A 14,261-nucleotide genomic window follows, 5' to 3' on the forward strand; every position below is an offset into this window, starting at 1 on the left:
CAACACCCCCCAGGTCATGCGTACGACAGGGGGCAAACAGCCATACCGGACCCGGGGGCCAGGCGCCCCGTTGCGGGGCCACAAGAAAGGTAACGTGGGCACCGGGGCGGAGCCGGCCGGTCCGGACGTCGCGGCACACTCGGCTCCGGCATGTCGAACGACACCCCGTCAAGGGTCGTGTCGGCGGATGCGGCAGATCTCACATCTCATTGACGCGGGGTTGAGCCGTCCGCAGGATGTGAAAACACCTTCCACTCCCCCGCGGTTGTGCGGACCGCTCTGTAAACGTTTCCAGAAAACCGACCGGACCGTAAACGTTTACAGCAGGAGTGACCAGCCGATCTGCAAAGGGGCGATCATGACGAGTTCGGGTGGACCACCGACGGTGGAGACCATCGCGCTGGCGGCGGGGGTGTCGATCGCCTCCGTCTCCCGCGTGCTCAACGGTCACGGCGGTCGGCCCGACACCGTACGCCGGGTCGAGAAGGCGGCGGCCGAACTGGGGTACGTGCCGAACCGGGTGGCCCGGTCCCTCAAGGGGGGCAGGTCGCGACAGCTCACGTTCGCGATGCCGGACATCGGCAACCCCACCTACGTCTCGATGGTCCGGCAGATACAGGCGGTGACGAAACCGCTGGGATACCGGCTGCTGCTGCACTCGACCGACGCCGTCGCCGAGGACGAACTCGACGTGATCCGCAGCCTCGCCGACCGCACCAGCGACGGCCTCCTGATCTGCCCGATCCGGGTGACCGACGCCCATCTCGCCGCGCTGCGGACGGCGTCGGGACCGGTCGTCGTCATCGGCTCCGTGCCGCCCGAGGCCACGGTGGACAGCGTGCGCGCCGACTCGGTCCAGGGCGCGATGCTGGCGGTGCGGCACCTGATAGGGCTCGGCCGGCGCAGGATCGCCTTCGTCAACGGCCCCGCCGACACCGTTCCGGGCGCCAACCGCGCCCAGGGCTACCGGGCGGCACTCGCACAGGCGGGCCTCGCGGTCGACCCGGCCCTCACCGTCACCACCGACTTCTCCGTCGAGGCCGGCGCCGCGGCGGCGCACCGGCTGCTCGACGCCGGCTGCGGCATCGACAGCATCTTCTGCGCCAACGACCAACTGGCGCTCGGTGTGGTGCACGCCGCACACAGCCGGGGCCTCGCCATACCCGCGGACCTCGCCGTCGTCGGCATGGACGACAGCGATCTGGCCCGGGCCGGCTACCCGCCGCTGACCAGCGTCGACCTCGGCTCCGCCGAACGCGGCAGGCTCGCCGCCGAGATGCTGGTCGCCCGGCTCGAAGCCGGTGCCCCGGCCGCCGGTTCCGACGTCGGCTGCACGACGGTCGCCCCGCGGCTCGTCGTCCGCGCCTCCTCCGCCGGGGCCGACGCGGCCGGTCACGCGGCCGTCGCGTCGCCGGACCGGGAACCGCCCGACGAAAGGGACGCACGCCCGTCCGGCGAGCCCTGCGTGCCCGTGGGGAACCGCCCGTGAGCGCCCCGGTCGCCACCCGCTCCGCCCGCGGCACCCGTATGCCGCCGCGGGGGTCCGCCGCGCGGCGCAGAATGCTCGGCCTGGAGAAGGACGCCTGGTTCCTGCTGCTGCCCGCGCTGATCCCGGTGCTCGTGCTGAGCGTCGGACCGCTGCTGTACGGCATCGCGCTCGCGTTCACCGACGCGCAGTCCGGAGTCACCCGCTCGACGTCCTTCACCGGACTGCGCAATCTCGCGGACCTCCGGCTCGACTCGCTGTTCTGGGACTCCTTCAAGATCGGCCTGATCTGGGCGGTCTGCGTGACGGCGCTGCAGTTCCTGTTCTCGCTGGGCCTCGCCATGCTGCTCAACCAGAACCTGCGATTCCGCTGGTTGACCCGGACCCTCGCGCTCGTTCCGTGGGCCATGCCCGAGGTCGTCGTGGGCATCATGTGGCGGCTCGTCTACAACCCCGACGCGGGCATCCTGAACAGCACCCTGCGCCACCTCCACCTGACCTCCGGCACCACCGACTGGCTCTCCAGCCTGACCCTCGCACTGCCCGCGGTGATCGTGGTGGGCGTCTGGGCCAAGATGCCGCAGACCACGGTCGTCCTGCTGGCCGGCCTGCAGAACGTGCCCGCCGAACTGCACGAGGCGGCCGCCCTCGACGGAGCCGGCGTCTGGCGCCGGTTCACCGCCGTGACCTGGCCCGCGATGAAACCGGTGGTGCTCTCCATCACCGCACTCGACTTCATCTGGAACTTCAACTCCTTCGGCCTGGTCTACGTGCTCACGAACGGCGGCCCCGGCGGCAAGACCCGGCTGCCGACCCTGTTCGCCTATCAGGAGGCTTTCCAGTACGGGCAGTTCGGCTACGCCGCCGCGATGGGACTCGTGATGATCGCCGTGATCGCCGTCCTGCTGACCGTTTTCCTGCGCAACCGTCTCAAGGAGGCAGACCAGTGAGCGGCACCGTTGCCCCGACGCGGTCGGACTCCGCGAAACCGGCCAGGCACTCCCGCCCGCGGCGTTCCGCCCGGCGCGGCGGTGCGCACGTGGCCGGCCGCACCGGCCAGTACCTGGCCCTGCTGTGCTACGTGATCTTCCTGGCCTTCCCCCTGCTGTGGCTGCTGTCGACGGCCTTCAAGTCCCCGCAGGAACTGGGATCCGTCGACCCCACCTGGCTGCCCCGGCACCCGACGCTCGACAACTTCCGCTCGGCGATCGACGAACAACCGCTGCTGCGGTCCGCGCTCAACAGCCTCCTGGTGTCCGTGGTCACCGCGCTGGTCTCGGTGGCGATCGCGGTACCCGCCGCGTACGTGCTGGTGCGGTTCCGGTCGGTGGTCAGCCGCCTCGGCACGGGCTGGGTGCTGGTCAGCCAGATGTTCCCGTTCGTGCTCGTCATCATCCCGCTGTTCCTGGTGCTGAAGAACCTGCGCCTGGTCGACTCACTGCCCGGCCTGGTCATCGTCTACGTGGTGTGGAACCTGCCGTTCGCACTCTGGATGCTCCAGGGGTACGTCAAGGCGGTTCCCCTCTCGCTGGAGGAGGCGGCGTCGATCGACGGCTGCGGGCGGTGGCGCATCCTGCGCAGCGTGGTCTTCCCGCTGCTGGTCCCCGGCCTGGTGGCGACCTTGATGTTCTCCTTCGTGACCGCGTGGAACGAGTTCTTCTTCGCCCTTGTCCTGCTCAAGTCCCCCGAGAAGCAGACGATGTCCGTGATCCTCACCCACTTCCTCGGCGCGGAGGGCGCGGCCGACCTCGGCCCGCTCGCCGCCGCCTCGGTGCTCGCGACCCTGCCGAGCCTGGTGTTCTTCGCCTTCCTCCAGAAGCGTCTGGTGGGCGGCGTACTGGCCGGGGCGGTGAAGGGCTGATGCGCCGTCGTACGTTCCTGAGCGGCGCCGCCGCGACCGCCGCGGCGGCCGTCGCCTCGCCCCTGCTGACCGGCTGCGGCAGCTCCGGCGACGGCTCCGGCGCGCTGGACTTCCTCTCGCTCGCCTGGCAGGCCGAGTCGGTGAGCGCGAACAAGGCGCTCGTGGCCCAGTGGAACAAGAACCATCCCCACACCCCCGTCCGGTACGTGCAGGGCAGCTGGGACACCGTGCACGACCAGCTGCTGACCTCCTTCGAGGGCGGTGCGGCCCCGGACATCATCCACGACGAGGCCGTCGACCTCACCGACTTCGGCTACGGCGGCTACCTCACCGATCTCACGGACCTCGTCCCCGCCGACCTGAAGACACGCATCCCCGCCTCGTCCTGGTCCGCCGCACAGTTCGGCGGCGGCCTGTACGGCGTGCCGTTCCTCCAGGAACCCTGGGTGCTGCTCGCCAACCGGACCATCCTCGACCGGGCCGAGATCCCCCTGCCCACCGCCGACAAGCCCTGGACCTGGACCGAGTTCGAGGACGTCACCAAGGAACTCACCACCGCGGGCAAGGGCACCGCCGCGCGGTACGGCACGGCATGGGCGATGAACGCACCCGTCAACGCGACGGTGAACCTGTCGGTGTCCAACGGCGGCAAGATCCTGTACCGGCGCGACGACGGTACGCCCGAAGTCCGCTTCGACGCCGCCGACTCGGCCTTCCCCGAACTCATACACCGGCAGGTCAACATCGACCGTACGGCGTCACCGAGCGCGCTCGGCATGGGGGGCGGCGACACCCTGCCCGGCTTCTTCGCGGGCCGCTACGCCCTGCTCCCGCTGGGCTTCTCCTACCGGCAGCAGGTGGCACAGCAGGCCCCCGACGGCTTCGACTGGGTGACGCTGCCGCTGCCCGTCGGCCCGCACAGCCGCGCCCAGGGCGTCAGCCCGCAGACCCTGTCCGTGTCGACGGCGTGCAAGCACCCCGGGACCGCCGCCGCGTTCATCGCCTTCATGACGCAGAACGCACACCTCGTCCAACTGGCGCGCGGGGACTGGATGGTACCCACCGGCGAGACCGCGCTCGCCGACCCGTCCATCACCACCGCCAAGGACGGCTGGTCGACCGGGGTCGCCGTGGCCCGCAACCTGATCGCCTCGCCCATGCTCGGGTCACGCGGCTACCCCGAGTGGAAGGACAAGATCGCCACGCCTGCGCTCCAGGAGTACTACAAGGGCGGCTCCAGCCTTGACGACCTGCGCAACCAGCTCGTCCGCGAGGGCAACCGCATCTTCGACCGCTACCGGGAGTGAGCCACGGGCGGCCGGCCCGGCACCCGGCCGCCCGGACCCACCGACATCGCACGCACCGCACAGCACCACCGAACGAGAACGGCACGACATGAGCGCACCCCCCACGTCCCCCGCACGACCCGGATCCCCCCTCGGGCCGCCGCCGGCACCGCCGCCCGGCGGCACACCGCTGCCGGCGCCGGAACCGGGCACCGTGCGGGACCGCGCCCGCGGTGCGCTCACCGGGCTCGCCATCGGCGACGCCCTCGGCGCACCAGCGGAGAACATGAAGCCCTCCCAGATCAGGGAGCGCTGGGGCCGTATCGAGGACTTCGTCACGGCCGACCCCGCGGGCACGGACGACACGGAGTACGCGATCCTGTCCGGGCTGCTGCTCGCCCGCTACGGCTCCGCGCTCACCGTCGCCGACGTCGAGGCCGCCTGGCACTTCTGGATCGCCGACCGCAACGAGGGGCCGTTCCGCGGAGCGGGCTTCAGCGAGCGCGGCACGCTGGAGAACCTGCGCAGGGGCCTGGCCGCCCCCATCACGGCGCAGCACCGGCACGCCTGGAGCGATGGCCTGGCCATGCGCGCGGCGCCGTTCGGGGTGTTCGCGGCCGGCCGGCCCGCCGAGGCGGCGCTGCTCGTCGCCGTCGACGGCACCGTCAGCCACGAGGGCGAGGGCATCTACGGGGGGCAGGCCGTCGCGGCGGGGGTGGCGTCCGCCATGGGCGGCGGGGACTGCTCGGCCGTGATCAACGCGGCGCTGTCGGTGGTGCCCGAGGACTCCTGGACGGCCCGCTCGCTGCGCCGCGCGGTGACGGCGGCACGGCTGGCCCGCCAGGACGCCTCGCTGACCCGCCTGGACCGGGAGCGCGCCCTGAGGTCGTCGGTGGTCATCGGCGGTTATCCCTGGACGGACCTGGCACCGGAGGCCGTCGGACTGGCGTTCGGCGCGTTCACGCTGGCCGACGGCGATTTCACGGAATCCGTGCTGTGCGCGGTCAACATGGGCCGGGACGCGGACACCACGGCCGCCGTCGCCGGAGCCCTCGCGGGTGCGCTCGGCGGCCACGCGGCGCTCCCCGAACGCTGGACGTCGGCGGTCCGTCCCGTGCGCGGCAGTTGTCTGCCGCCGATGGCGGGATACCACGTCCGTGACATAGCGGACCTGCTGTCGCCCCCCGAGGACGAGGCATCCGACCGTGCCGAGCGGGTGGCGTCATGACGACGGGATCCCGACGACCCGTACCGGACAGCCGGTCGAGGGGCCAGAACACGCGCGGCCAGAACGCGCGCGGCGCCCGGACCGCCACGGACACGACCGCGCAGGACCCGGCCCGCCGGGCCGCCGCCACCGGTGCCGCGCCCCGCGCGGCCGGGACCGCCGGCTTCCCGTTGCCCGCCCGCGACCGCGTCGAAGGCATGCTGATCGGACTCGCCGCGGGCGACGCGGCCGGCTGGCCCGCGGCCCGCCACCGCGCCGCGCGGATGCCGGAGTGGACCCGCCGCCTCACCCGTGAACTCGACACGTTCGCCGAGCAGAACGCCACCACCACGCTGCCGGTGCCGATCGCGCTCAACCAGCCGTCCGAACCGCTGCGGCTCGGCCCGTCCGACGACGCCGAATGGGCCGCCTTCACCGCCCAGGCCGTGATCGCCGCGCACGCCACGCAGCGCAGCGACCTGAGCCCGGACCGCAGGGTGCGCTCCGCGGTCGACCTGGCGTGGACGGCGCTCGCGTCGGAGATCTCCTCGGCGGCCGCCCGTGCCCCCGAGGTCGAATCCGCGGTGATCACGCTCCGCGCCCGGATCTCCGTGCGCGCCGGGCTCGGCAACCTCGCCACCGGCCTGCGCCCGCCGGCCACCGGCCACGACAACCCGCACTTCTTCGACGACGCGGCCTGTGTCCGCGCCTGCGTGCTGGCCGTCGTCCACCCCGGCGACCCGTCGGCCGCCGCTGACCTCGCCGAGTTCGACGCCCACTACACGCAGGACGGCGACGGCGTGCACGGCGCCCGCGCGATGGCGGCGGCCGTTTCACTCGCCCTCGTGGGCGCCCCGGCCGAAGAGTGCGTCGAGGCCGCCCGAGGGCAACTCCCGGAGGGCTCGGAGATCGCCCGCAACACGGCGCACGCCGTGTCGCTGGTGCACGGCTACGACCGGGACACACCCGGCCGGGCCTTCGGCCTGATCCCGCTCCTGGAGCACCAGATCATCGACCACGTCTACAGCTACGGCATCGCCGCGGCCGAGACGGTGCCCACCGCACTCGCCCTCGTCCTCGCCTCGGACGGCGCCGTGCACGAGGCGGTGCCGGCGGCCGCCTGCCTCTCGCGGGTCGCCGACTCGGCGCCCGCCCTCGCCGGAGCCCTCGCCGGGGCCATCGGCGGCGCCGCCGCGCTGCCCGCGTCCTGGCGCGACACCTGCGGGACGCTCGTCGGCTGCGCCCTGCCCCGCGTCGCCGGCTGCGACCTCACCGACCTCGCCACCCGGCTCGCCACCCGCGAGCCCGCGCCCACCGCCACGGAAGGACCTGAAGCCCGATGAAACCCACACTTGAGGACCGCGTCACCGGCTGCCTGGTCGGCGCGGCGGTCGGCGACGCCCTGGGCGGCCCCGTGGAGGGCTGGACCCCCGAGCAGATCGCCGAGCGGCACGGTGGCCGGGTGCGGGGCATCGTGGGCCCGTTCCACGGCGACGAGTGGCGCACGGCCCGGCCGATCGCGCCGTACCACAAGGGCGACGGGCACGTCACCGACGACACCCTGATGACGCACGCGCTGGTGCGGGTCTACACGACCGTCCGGGACCATCTCGACGCCTACAGCGTGGCGGACCACCTGGTGCCCGACCTGATCGGCACCCCCCGCTGGATCCCCGAACTGGAGGCCGAGGCGCTGCCGCTCCAGCGGATCTTCCTCGCCGAGAAGTGGATCGTCGCCCGCCTGCACTACGGGCACGTCGACCCGCGCGAGGCGGGAGTGGGGAACATCGTCAACTGCGGTGCCGCGATGTACATGGCGCCCGTCGGCATCGTCAACGCGGGCCATCCCGACGCCGCCTACCGGGAGGCGCTGGAGGTGGCCGCACCGCACCAGTCCTCGTACGGGCGGGAAGCCGCCGGGGTGTTCGCCGCCGCGGTGGCCGCCGCGTTCACTCCGGGCGCGACCCCGTCGAGCGTGATCGGCGAGGCACTGCGGCTCGCCAAGGACGGCACGCGGGCCGCGATCGAAGCGGTGTGCGAACGGGCCGCCGACCACGACGACTGGGAGTCCGCACTCACCGCGCTCAGGGAGGCCGTCGCCCCCTTCGACACGGTCGGCCCCCACTACCGGCAGCCCTCTCTCGGTGCCCGGCGCCCCTCGCGGCTGCACAGCGTCGAGGAACTGCCGGTGGCGCTCGGCATGCTGCTCGTCGCGGACGGCGCGTACGAGCCGACGGTGCTCGGCTCGGTCAACTACGGCCGCGACTGCGACTCGATCGCCACGATGAGCGGCGCCATCGCGGGCGCGCTGGGCGGCGGCACGGCCGTCCCGGCCCGGTGGAGCGAGGAGGTGGGCCGCGCCAGCCGCCTCGACCTGCACGGTCCCGCCGCCGAACTCGCCGCCGTCACCCGGGAGGTGTTCGCGAAGGACACCGAACGCCGCCGTACCCACGAGGCCGCCTTCACCGAACTGGCCGGTGCGCGGTGACCGTGCTGCGACTGACCTGGGTCCAACCGGAGGACCTCGTCGGCCACGAACTGCGGCAGGCCGCCGAGGACGGGCGCGACGCGCGGGAGGTACGGAAGCGGTGGCTGGCGGCGGGCGGCCACCTCGCGCCCGAGCGGGCCGGCGCCTCACCGGGGCCCGGGGACCCGGTGCTGCGCGCCCTCGCCGGTGACCTGCTGGACGAACTGGCCGCGCTGGAGCGCCCGTCGGCCGCCGAGGAACCGACCGACCTGGCGGCGATCCACGACACCGCACCAGGGCCGGTCCGGGCCCCGGCCGTGCTGGCCCCGGGCGCGGAGGACGTCGCGGTCCGGCTGGAGGCGGGATGGCTCGGCCGGGCCGCCGGCTGCCTGCTGGGCAAACCGGTGGAGAAACTGCCGCTCGACGGCATCCGCGCCATCGCCCGCTCCACCGGTGACTGGCCGCTGACCACCTGGTTCACCGAACGGGGCCTCGCCCCCGACATTGCCGCACGCTACCCGTGGAACCGGCGCAGCCGCCCCACCTCGCTCGCCGAGAACATCGACGGGATGCCCGAGGACGACGACCTGAACTATCCCTTGCTGGGCCTGCTCGCACTGGAACGGTTCGGGCACACCTTCACCACGGCGGACATCGCCCGACTGTGGCTCGACGAACTGCCGGCCGGCCGGACCTTCACCGCCGAACGCGTCGCCTACCGCAATCTCCTGGACGGCGTCGAACCGCCCCGCACGGCGACGACGCGCAATCCGTTCCGGGAGTGGATCGGCGCGCTGATCCGCGCGGACGTCTTCGGCTGGACCCACCCGGGCGACCCGTCGGCCGCCGCCGACGAGGCATGGCGGGACGCCGTCCTCACGCACACCGGCAACGGCGTGTACGGCGCGATGTTCGCCTCCGCCGTCATCGCGCGGGCCGCGGGCGGCGGAGCGGACGTGCACCAGTGCCTCGCCGCCGGCCTGTCCGTGGTGCCCGCGCGCTCCCGGCTCGCCGCCGCCGTACGGTTCGGCATCGACAGCGCACGCGCCGAACCCACCGGCACCCCCGCGGGGTTCACCGAGGTCGTCGACGCCCTGCACGCTGCCTACGGGCACCACCACTGGGTGCACGTCCTGCCCAACGCGGCGCTGCTGGCCGCCGCGCTCACCCACGCCGACGGCGACTTCACCGGGTCCATCTGCCGGGTCGTCTCGGGTGGCTGGGACACCGACTCGAACGGGGCTACGGCCGGATCGGTGGCCGGACTGCTGGCGGGGTCCCCGGGCGCGCTGCCCGGCCGGTGGACCGGACCGCTGAAGAACCGGCTGGCCACGACAGTCGCCGGGCTCGACGGCATCGGCTTCGACGCGTTGGCGCGGCGCACCGCGGCCGTCGTCGAGCCGCCCGCCCCGGCAGCCGGACGACGCGAGCAGGAGGGCCCCGCATGACCGTGGCGTCCCGCGCGAGGATCGCGGTCCTCGGCAGCACCAACATGGACCTGGTCGCCTTCACCCGGGTCGCACCCGCGCGCGGGGAGACCGTCATGGGGGAGTCGTTCCGCACGGTCGCGGGCGGCAAGGGCGCCAACCAGGCCGTCGCCGCGGTCCGGGCGGGCGGCGAGGTGACGATGATCGGCGCCGTCGGGGACGACGACTTCGGACCGCGGCTGCGGGCCGTCCTGGACGGCGCCGGAGTCGCCACGGACCACCTGCGCACCGTGCCGGGACTGAGCGGCACGGCCCACATCGTCGTGGACGGCGAGGGTCACAACTCGATCGTCGTGGTGCCCGGAGCCAACGCCGCCGTCACCGCCCTCACCGACCGGGACGAGCGGGCCGTGGCCGCCGCGGACGCGCTGCTGCTTCACTTGGAACTGCCGCAGGAAGGGGTGCTGGCAGGGCTGCTCGCGGCACGGGAGCGGGCCGCGCGTACGGTGCTCACCCCGGCGCCCGCCGGGCCGCTGCCGGACGAACTGCTCGCTCTGGTCGACCTGCTCGTGCCCAACGAACACGAGGCCGCGGCCCTCACCGGCCACGACGATCCGCAGGCCGCGGGCCGCGCCCTGCTGGAACTGGTCCCCGAGGTGGTGGTCACGCCGGGCGGCCGGGGCTGCGTGTACCTGAGCCGGGACGGTGATCGGCTGAGGGTGCCGGCCCGCCGGGTGGCCGCGGTGGACACCACCGCGGCGGGGGACACCTTCGTGGGCGCCCTGACCGTCGCACTCGGCGAGGGACGGCCCGTCGCCGACGCCCTCGCCTGGGCGACCGTCGCGTCCGCGCTCTCCGTCCAGCGGCCGGGCGCCTCGTCCTCCATGCCGGACCGCGCCGCCATCGACCGGGTCGCGGCGAGCCCGCCCTGACCGGGTGCGTTGCCGCCGCCGTCCGCCGACCACCTGCCTGCCGCACCCCGCGTGCCCGACCGGCCGAGGAAGCCGAGGTACCACCATGTACGACGCACGACCCGACCGTTCCAGTCCCGGCACCACGCCGGGCACCGCCGCCGACCCCGGCACCACGCCCGGAGCCGGGGCGGAACCCGGCCCCCGGGCCGAGGGCGCCATAGCCCGCACCTCCGCCCGCGAACCGTCCCCGGGCGGAGGCCCCCCGCTGGCCGGACTGCGCGTTCTCGACCTCGCGACGCTGTTCGCCGGACCGATTGCCGCGACACTGCTCGGGGACTTCGGCGCCGACGTCATCAAGGTCGAGCATCCACGACGGCCCGACCCCTCCCGCGGCCACGGCCCCGCCAAGAACGGTGTGGGCCTGTGGTGGAAGCACCTGGGCCGCAACAAACGGAACATGACCCTGGACCTGTCCACCCCCGGCGGCCGGGACGTGCTGCTCCGGCTCGTCGCGGACGCCGACGTGGTCATCGAGAACTTCCGCCCCGGCACCCTGGAGAAGTGGGGCCTCGGCTGGCCCGAGCTGTCGGCGGCGAACCCGCGGCTCGTGCTCGCCCGCGTCACCGGATTCGGCCAGTTCGGCCCGTACGCCCGCCGCCCCGGGTTCGGCACCCTCGCCGAGGCGATGAGCGGCTTCGCGGCCACCACGGGCGAACCCGACGGCCCGCCGACCCTGCCGCCGTTCGGGCTCGCCGACTCGGTCTCCGCGCTGGCGACCGCGTACGCGGTGATGACGGCGCTCGCCGCACGCGCGAGCACCGGCACCGGACAGGTCGTCGACCTGGCGATCATCGAGCCGATGCTGGCGATGCTCGGACCGCAACTGCTCTGGTACGACCAACTCGGCTATGTACAGCCACGGACCGGCAACCGGTCCGTCAACAACGCGCCCCGCAACACCTACCGCACGGCCGACGGCAGGTGGCTCGCGGTGTCCTCGTCGGCCCAGTCGGTGGCCGAGCGGGTGCTGAAACTCGTCGGACACCCCGAGTTCGTGTCCGAGCCGTGGTTCGCCACCGGGACGGGCCGCGCGCAGCACGCCGACGAGATCGACGCCGCCGTCGGCGCCTGGATCGCCCGCCACGACCGGGACGAGGTGGTCGCCGCGTTCGAGGAGGCCCAGGCCGCGGTGGCACCCGTCTACGACGTACGGGACGTGCTGGCCGACCCGCAGTTCGAGGCGCTCGGCACCGTCGCCCGCGTCGAGGATGCCGAACTGGGGCCGATCAAGATGCAGAACGTGCTGTTCCGGCTGTCGTCGACGCCGGGCGCCATCCGCTGGCCGGGCCGCCCGCACGGCGCGGACACCGACAGCATCCTCGCCGAACTGGGTTTGACCGGGGCGGAGCGGGAAGCCCTGCGCGAGGAGGGGACCTTGTGAGCGCACTCACCTCCGCCGCTGCCGGCACGGACGTCCCCGGCCTGTCGGACGCCTTCCTGACCTGGCTCTACGTTCCGGGTGACCGGCCCGACACGGTGCAGAAGGCCCTGCGGTCCGGTGCGGACGTGGTGGTGGTCGACCTGGAGGACGCCGTCGCGCCGGACCGCAAGGACCACGCCCGCGAGGCGACCGCGGAACTGCTGTCGGCACCCCTGCCGGGTCCCGCGTCCGTCCACGTGCGGATCAACGCGCTGGACGGCCCGTGGGCCGCCGCGGACCTGGCGGCGCTCGGGGCGCTGCCCGGCCTGGGCGGGCTGCGGCTGCCCAAGGTGACCTCGGCCGCCGACGTGCGGTCCGTCGTCAAGGCGCTCGCCGACGGCGGCCCGGCCGGAACACCCCCGCTGTACCCCTTGCTGGAGTCGGCGCTCGGTCTGGAGAACGCCTACGCCGTCGCGCGCGCCCATCCCGCCGTCCGCGGGATCGCGCTCGGCGAGGCCGATCTCCGTGCCGACCTCGGGATCACCGACGAGGAAGGGCTCTCCTGGCCGCGGGTGCGCGCGGTGGTCGCGGCGCGGGCAGCCGGCCTCGCGCCGCCCGCACAGTCCGTCTACCCGGACGTGCGCGACGTCGAGGGACTGGCCGCCTCCTGCCGCCGGGGCCGCGCCCTCGGCCTGCTCGGCAGGGCGGCGATCCACCCGCGTCAACTCCCGGTCATCGAGCGGGCGTTCATGCCGGGCGAAGCGGAGATCGCCGCGGCACACGAGACGGTCGAAGCGGCGCGGGTGACGCCGGGCGCGACGGCCCTGCCGGACGGCCGTTTCGTCGACGCGGCGGTGGTGGCCGCGGCCCGGCGCGTCCTGGCCCTCGCGAACCGCCGGGGCACGGCCCGAACCTGACGCCGGCCCCCGGCGGACCGGGCGGCGGCGAAGGGCCCGGCGGGAGACGCGCACGGCGCGTCAGGCCGATGCCCCGCTCCGGGGCGCCGGCGTGCTCGTCGAAGCGGGAACCGACGTGCTCGTCGAAGTGGGAACCGACGTGCTCGTCGAAGTGGGAGCCGCCGTGGTGCCGCTCCCGGGCTGCGGCCACACCATCATGCTCGACATTCCGCGGGCACTCGTCCGGGCCACCGCCGACGCGCTCGGGGACCGCGCCGCCGGGTGACGTGGTGGTGCCGGCCGCTACGCCCAGGCCGGTGTCCACGTCCCGGCCCCGGCGTGGCCGGACCGTCCGGAGCGGAAGTGGTCGCGGAGCGTGGCGAGGGCCGGGTGCGGGTTGTCGTGGTGCCATACCAGTGAGTGCGGGTAGACCGGCGTCGGGTCCCGCAGGGCGATCCGCCGCAGGCCGTGGTCGGCGGGCCAGACGAGACGTGTCTGCTCCCCGACGAACGTCGCCAGCGACCGGGAGTCGGCGATGGTGTCCAGCAGGGGTTCGGTGCCGAAGTCGGGGCCGGTGATCTCGATGGTGAGCCCGAACGCGGCGGCCAGATCGTCGTAGTAGGCGGCCGACTCGGTTCCGGGAACGAGGCCGGGCATCCAGATCCGCCGCCCGACCAGTTCGGCGGGCCGGACCGCACGGGCGGCGGCGAGTTCGTGGGACGGTCCGGTGAGCAACTGGAGGGGTTCGTCGAAGGCACGGGCGGCCCCGATGCCGTCCGGGAGCCGCTTTCCGGGCATGGTGACGGCACGGAAGGACGTGTCGATCGTGCCGGCGCGGATCGCGTCGACGGCCGCGTCGACGTCGAAGAGGGTCACGACGTCCAGCTCGACCTCGGGGTGCGCGCGGCGGAAGTCCCCCAACTGGGCAGCCGGGGCGAGCCGTCGGCCGATCACGTCGACGCGCAGCGCACGACGGCCGGGACGCACGGAGGCGACAGCCCGCTCCTCGGCCCGCAGGAGACCGCGGGCGTGCGGCAGGAACGCCTGCCCGTCGATGGTGAGTGTCGCCCCTCGCGCGGTGCGGGTGAACAGCCGCACACCGAGGACCTTCTCCAGGGTGGCGATGCGTTTGGAGACGGCCTGCTGGGTGACCGCCAATTCGGCGGCGGCGTCCTGGAACCGCCCCGTGTCCGCCGCGGTCACGAAGGTGCGCACAGCATCGAGATCCACACCGATCAGGGTATCGGTACAACGAATGGTTGTGCCTTCCTGCCCGGTCGGTTGTTTGATCAGGGCG

At 73.7% G+C, this 14,261-nt stretch carries 13 protein-coding genes; 12 read left to right on the plus strand and 1 reads right to left on the minus strand.

Features of this window, described 5'->3' with window-relative positions; translation table 11 throughout:
- Window positions 1-358: 358 nt before the first annotated feature.
- The 12 genes from ACFY2B_RS37080 (at window position 359) to ACFY2B_RS37135 (ending at window position 13,250) form a co-directional block, all read left to right on the plus strand.
- Window positions 359-1,489 (plus strand): LacI family DNA-binding transcriptional regulator, encoded by a 1,131-nt coding sequence (locus tag ACFY2B_RS37080; RefSeq protein WP_390767449.1) that lies wholly within the window; start codon window positions 359-361, stop codon window positions 1,487-1,489.
- A gap of 38 nt (window positions 1,490-1,527) precedes the next feature.
- A complete protein-coding gene (locus tag ACFY2B_RS37085) occupies window positions 1,528-2,436 on the plus strand; it encodes a carbohydrate ABC transporter permease (RefSeq protein WP_390767517.1) in 909 nt (302 codons plus the stop codon).
- Window positions 2,437-2,525: 89 nt separating this feature from the next.
- Window positions 2,526-3,347, plus strand: a complete 822-nt coding sequence (locus ACFY2B_RS37090; RefSeq protein ID WP_390767518.1) for a carbohydrate ABC transporter permease — start codon at window positions 2,526-2,528, stop codon at window positions 3,345-3,347.
- Window positions 3,347-4,654, plus strand: a complete 1,308-nt coding sequence (locus tag ACFY2B_RS37095; RefSeq protein WP_390767450.1) for an extracellular solute-binding protein — start codon at window positions 3,347-3,349, stop codon at window positions 4,652-4,654. The genes ACFY2B_RS37090 and ACFY2B_RS37095 overlap by 1 nt, the downstream gene beginning before the upstream one ends.
- An 88-nt stretch (window positions 4,655-4,742) precedes the next feature.
- Entirely contained in the window at window positions 4,743-5,861 is a 1,119-nt protein-coding gene (locus tag ACFY2B_RS37100) for an ADP-ribosylglycohydrolase family protein (protein ID WP_390767451.1), read from the plus strand.
- Complete coding sequence (locus tag ACFY2B_RS37105) at window positions 5,858-7,183, plus strand: ADP-ribosylglycohydrolase family protein (protein ID WP_390767452.1); 1,326 nt, start codon at window positions 5,858-5,860, stop codon at window positions 7,181-7,183. The genes ACFY2B_RS37100 and ACFY2B_RS37105 overlap by 4 nt, the downstream gene beginning before the upstream one ends.
- Complete coding sequence (locus ACFY2B_RS37110) at window positions 7,180-8,328, plus strand: ADP-ribosylglycohydrolase family protein (RefSeq protein ID WP_390767453.1); 1,149 nt, start codon at window positions 7,180-7,182, stop codon at window positions 8,326-8,328. The genes ACFY2B_RS37105 and ACFY2B_RS37110 overlap by 4 nt, the downstream gene beginning before the upstream one ends.
- Window positions 8,329-8,330: 2 nt before the next feature.
- Window positions 8,331-9,755, plus strand: coding sequence for an ADP-ribosylglycohydrolase family protein (locus ACFY2B_RS37115; RefSeq protein WP_390767519.1), 1,425 nt, complete (start codon window positions 8,331-8,333; stop codon window positions 9,753-9,755).
- Complete coding sequence (locus ACFY2B_RS37120; protein WP_390767454.1) at window positions 9,752-10,666, plus strand: ribokinase; 915 nt, start codon at window positions 9,752-9,754, stop codon at window positions 10,664-10,666. The genes ACFY2B_RS37115 and ACFY2B_RS37120 overlap by 4 nt, the downstream gene beginning before the upstream one ends.
- An 85-nt stretch (window positions 10,667-10,751) precedes the next feature.
- Window positions 10,752-12,089 carry a CaiB/BaiF CoA transferase family protein gene (locus ACFY2B_RS37125; RefSeq protein ID WP_390767455.1) on the plus strand — a complete coding sequence of 446 codons (1,338 nt, stop codon included), beginning with the start codon at window positions 10,752-10,754 and terminating at the stop codon, window positions 12,087-12,089.
- Window positions 12,086-12,985, plus strand: a complete 900-nt coding sequence (locus tag ACFY2B_RS37130; protein ID WP_390767456.1) for an HpcH/HpaI aldolase/citrate lyase family protein — start codon at window positions 12,086-12,088, stop codon at window positions 12,983-12,985. Before ACFY2B_RS37125 ends, ACFY2B_RS37130 begins: the two co-directional genes overlap by 4 nt.
- 91 nt (window positions 12,986-13,076) lie before the next feature.
- Entirely contained in the window at window positions 13,077-13,250 is a 174-nt protein-coding gene (locus tag ACFY2B_RS37135) for a hypothetical protein (RefSeq protein ID WP_390767457.1), read from the plus strand.
- A 17-nt stretch (window positions 13,251-13,267) separates the two neighbouring features.
- Here the strand turns inward: ACFY2B_RS37135 and ACFY2B_RS37140 are convergent, their stop codons facing one another.
- The gene (locus ACFY2B_RS37140) at window positions 13,268-14,194 is read right to left on the minus strand and encodes a LysR family transcriptional regulator (RefSeq protein WP_390767458.1); all 927 of its coding nucleotides are present in this window, start codon (window positions 14,192-14,194) and stop codon (window positions 13,268-13,270) included.
- Window positions 14,195-14,261: the final 67 nt, after the last annotated feature.

It is taken from the genome of Streptomyces sp. NPDC001270 (assembly GCF_042896695.1).
Taxonomy (GTDB): Bacteria; Actinomycetota; Actinomycetes; order Streptomycetales; family Streptomycetaceae; genus Streptomyces.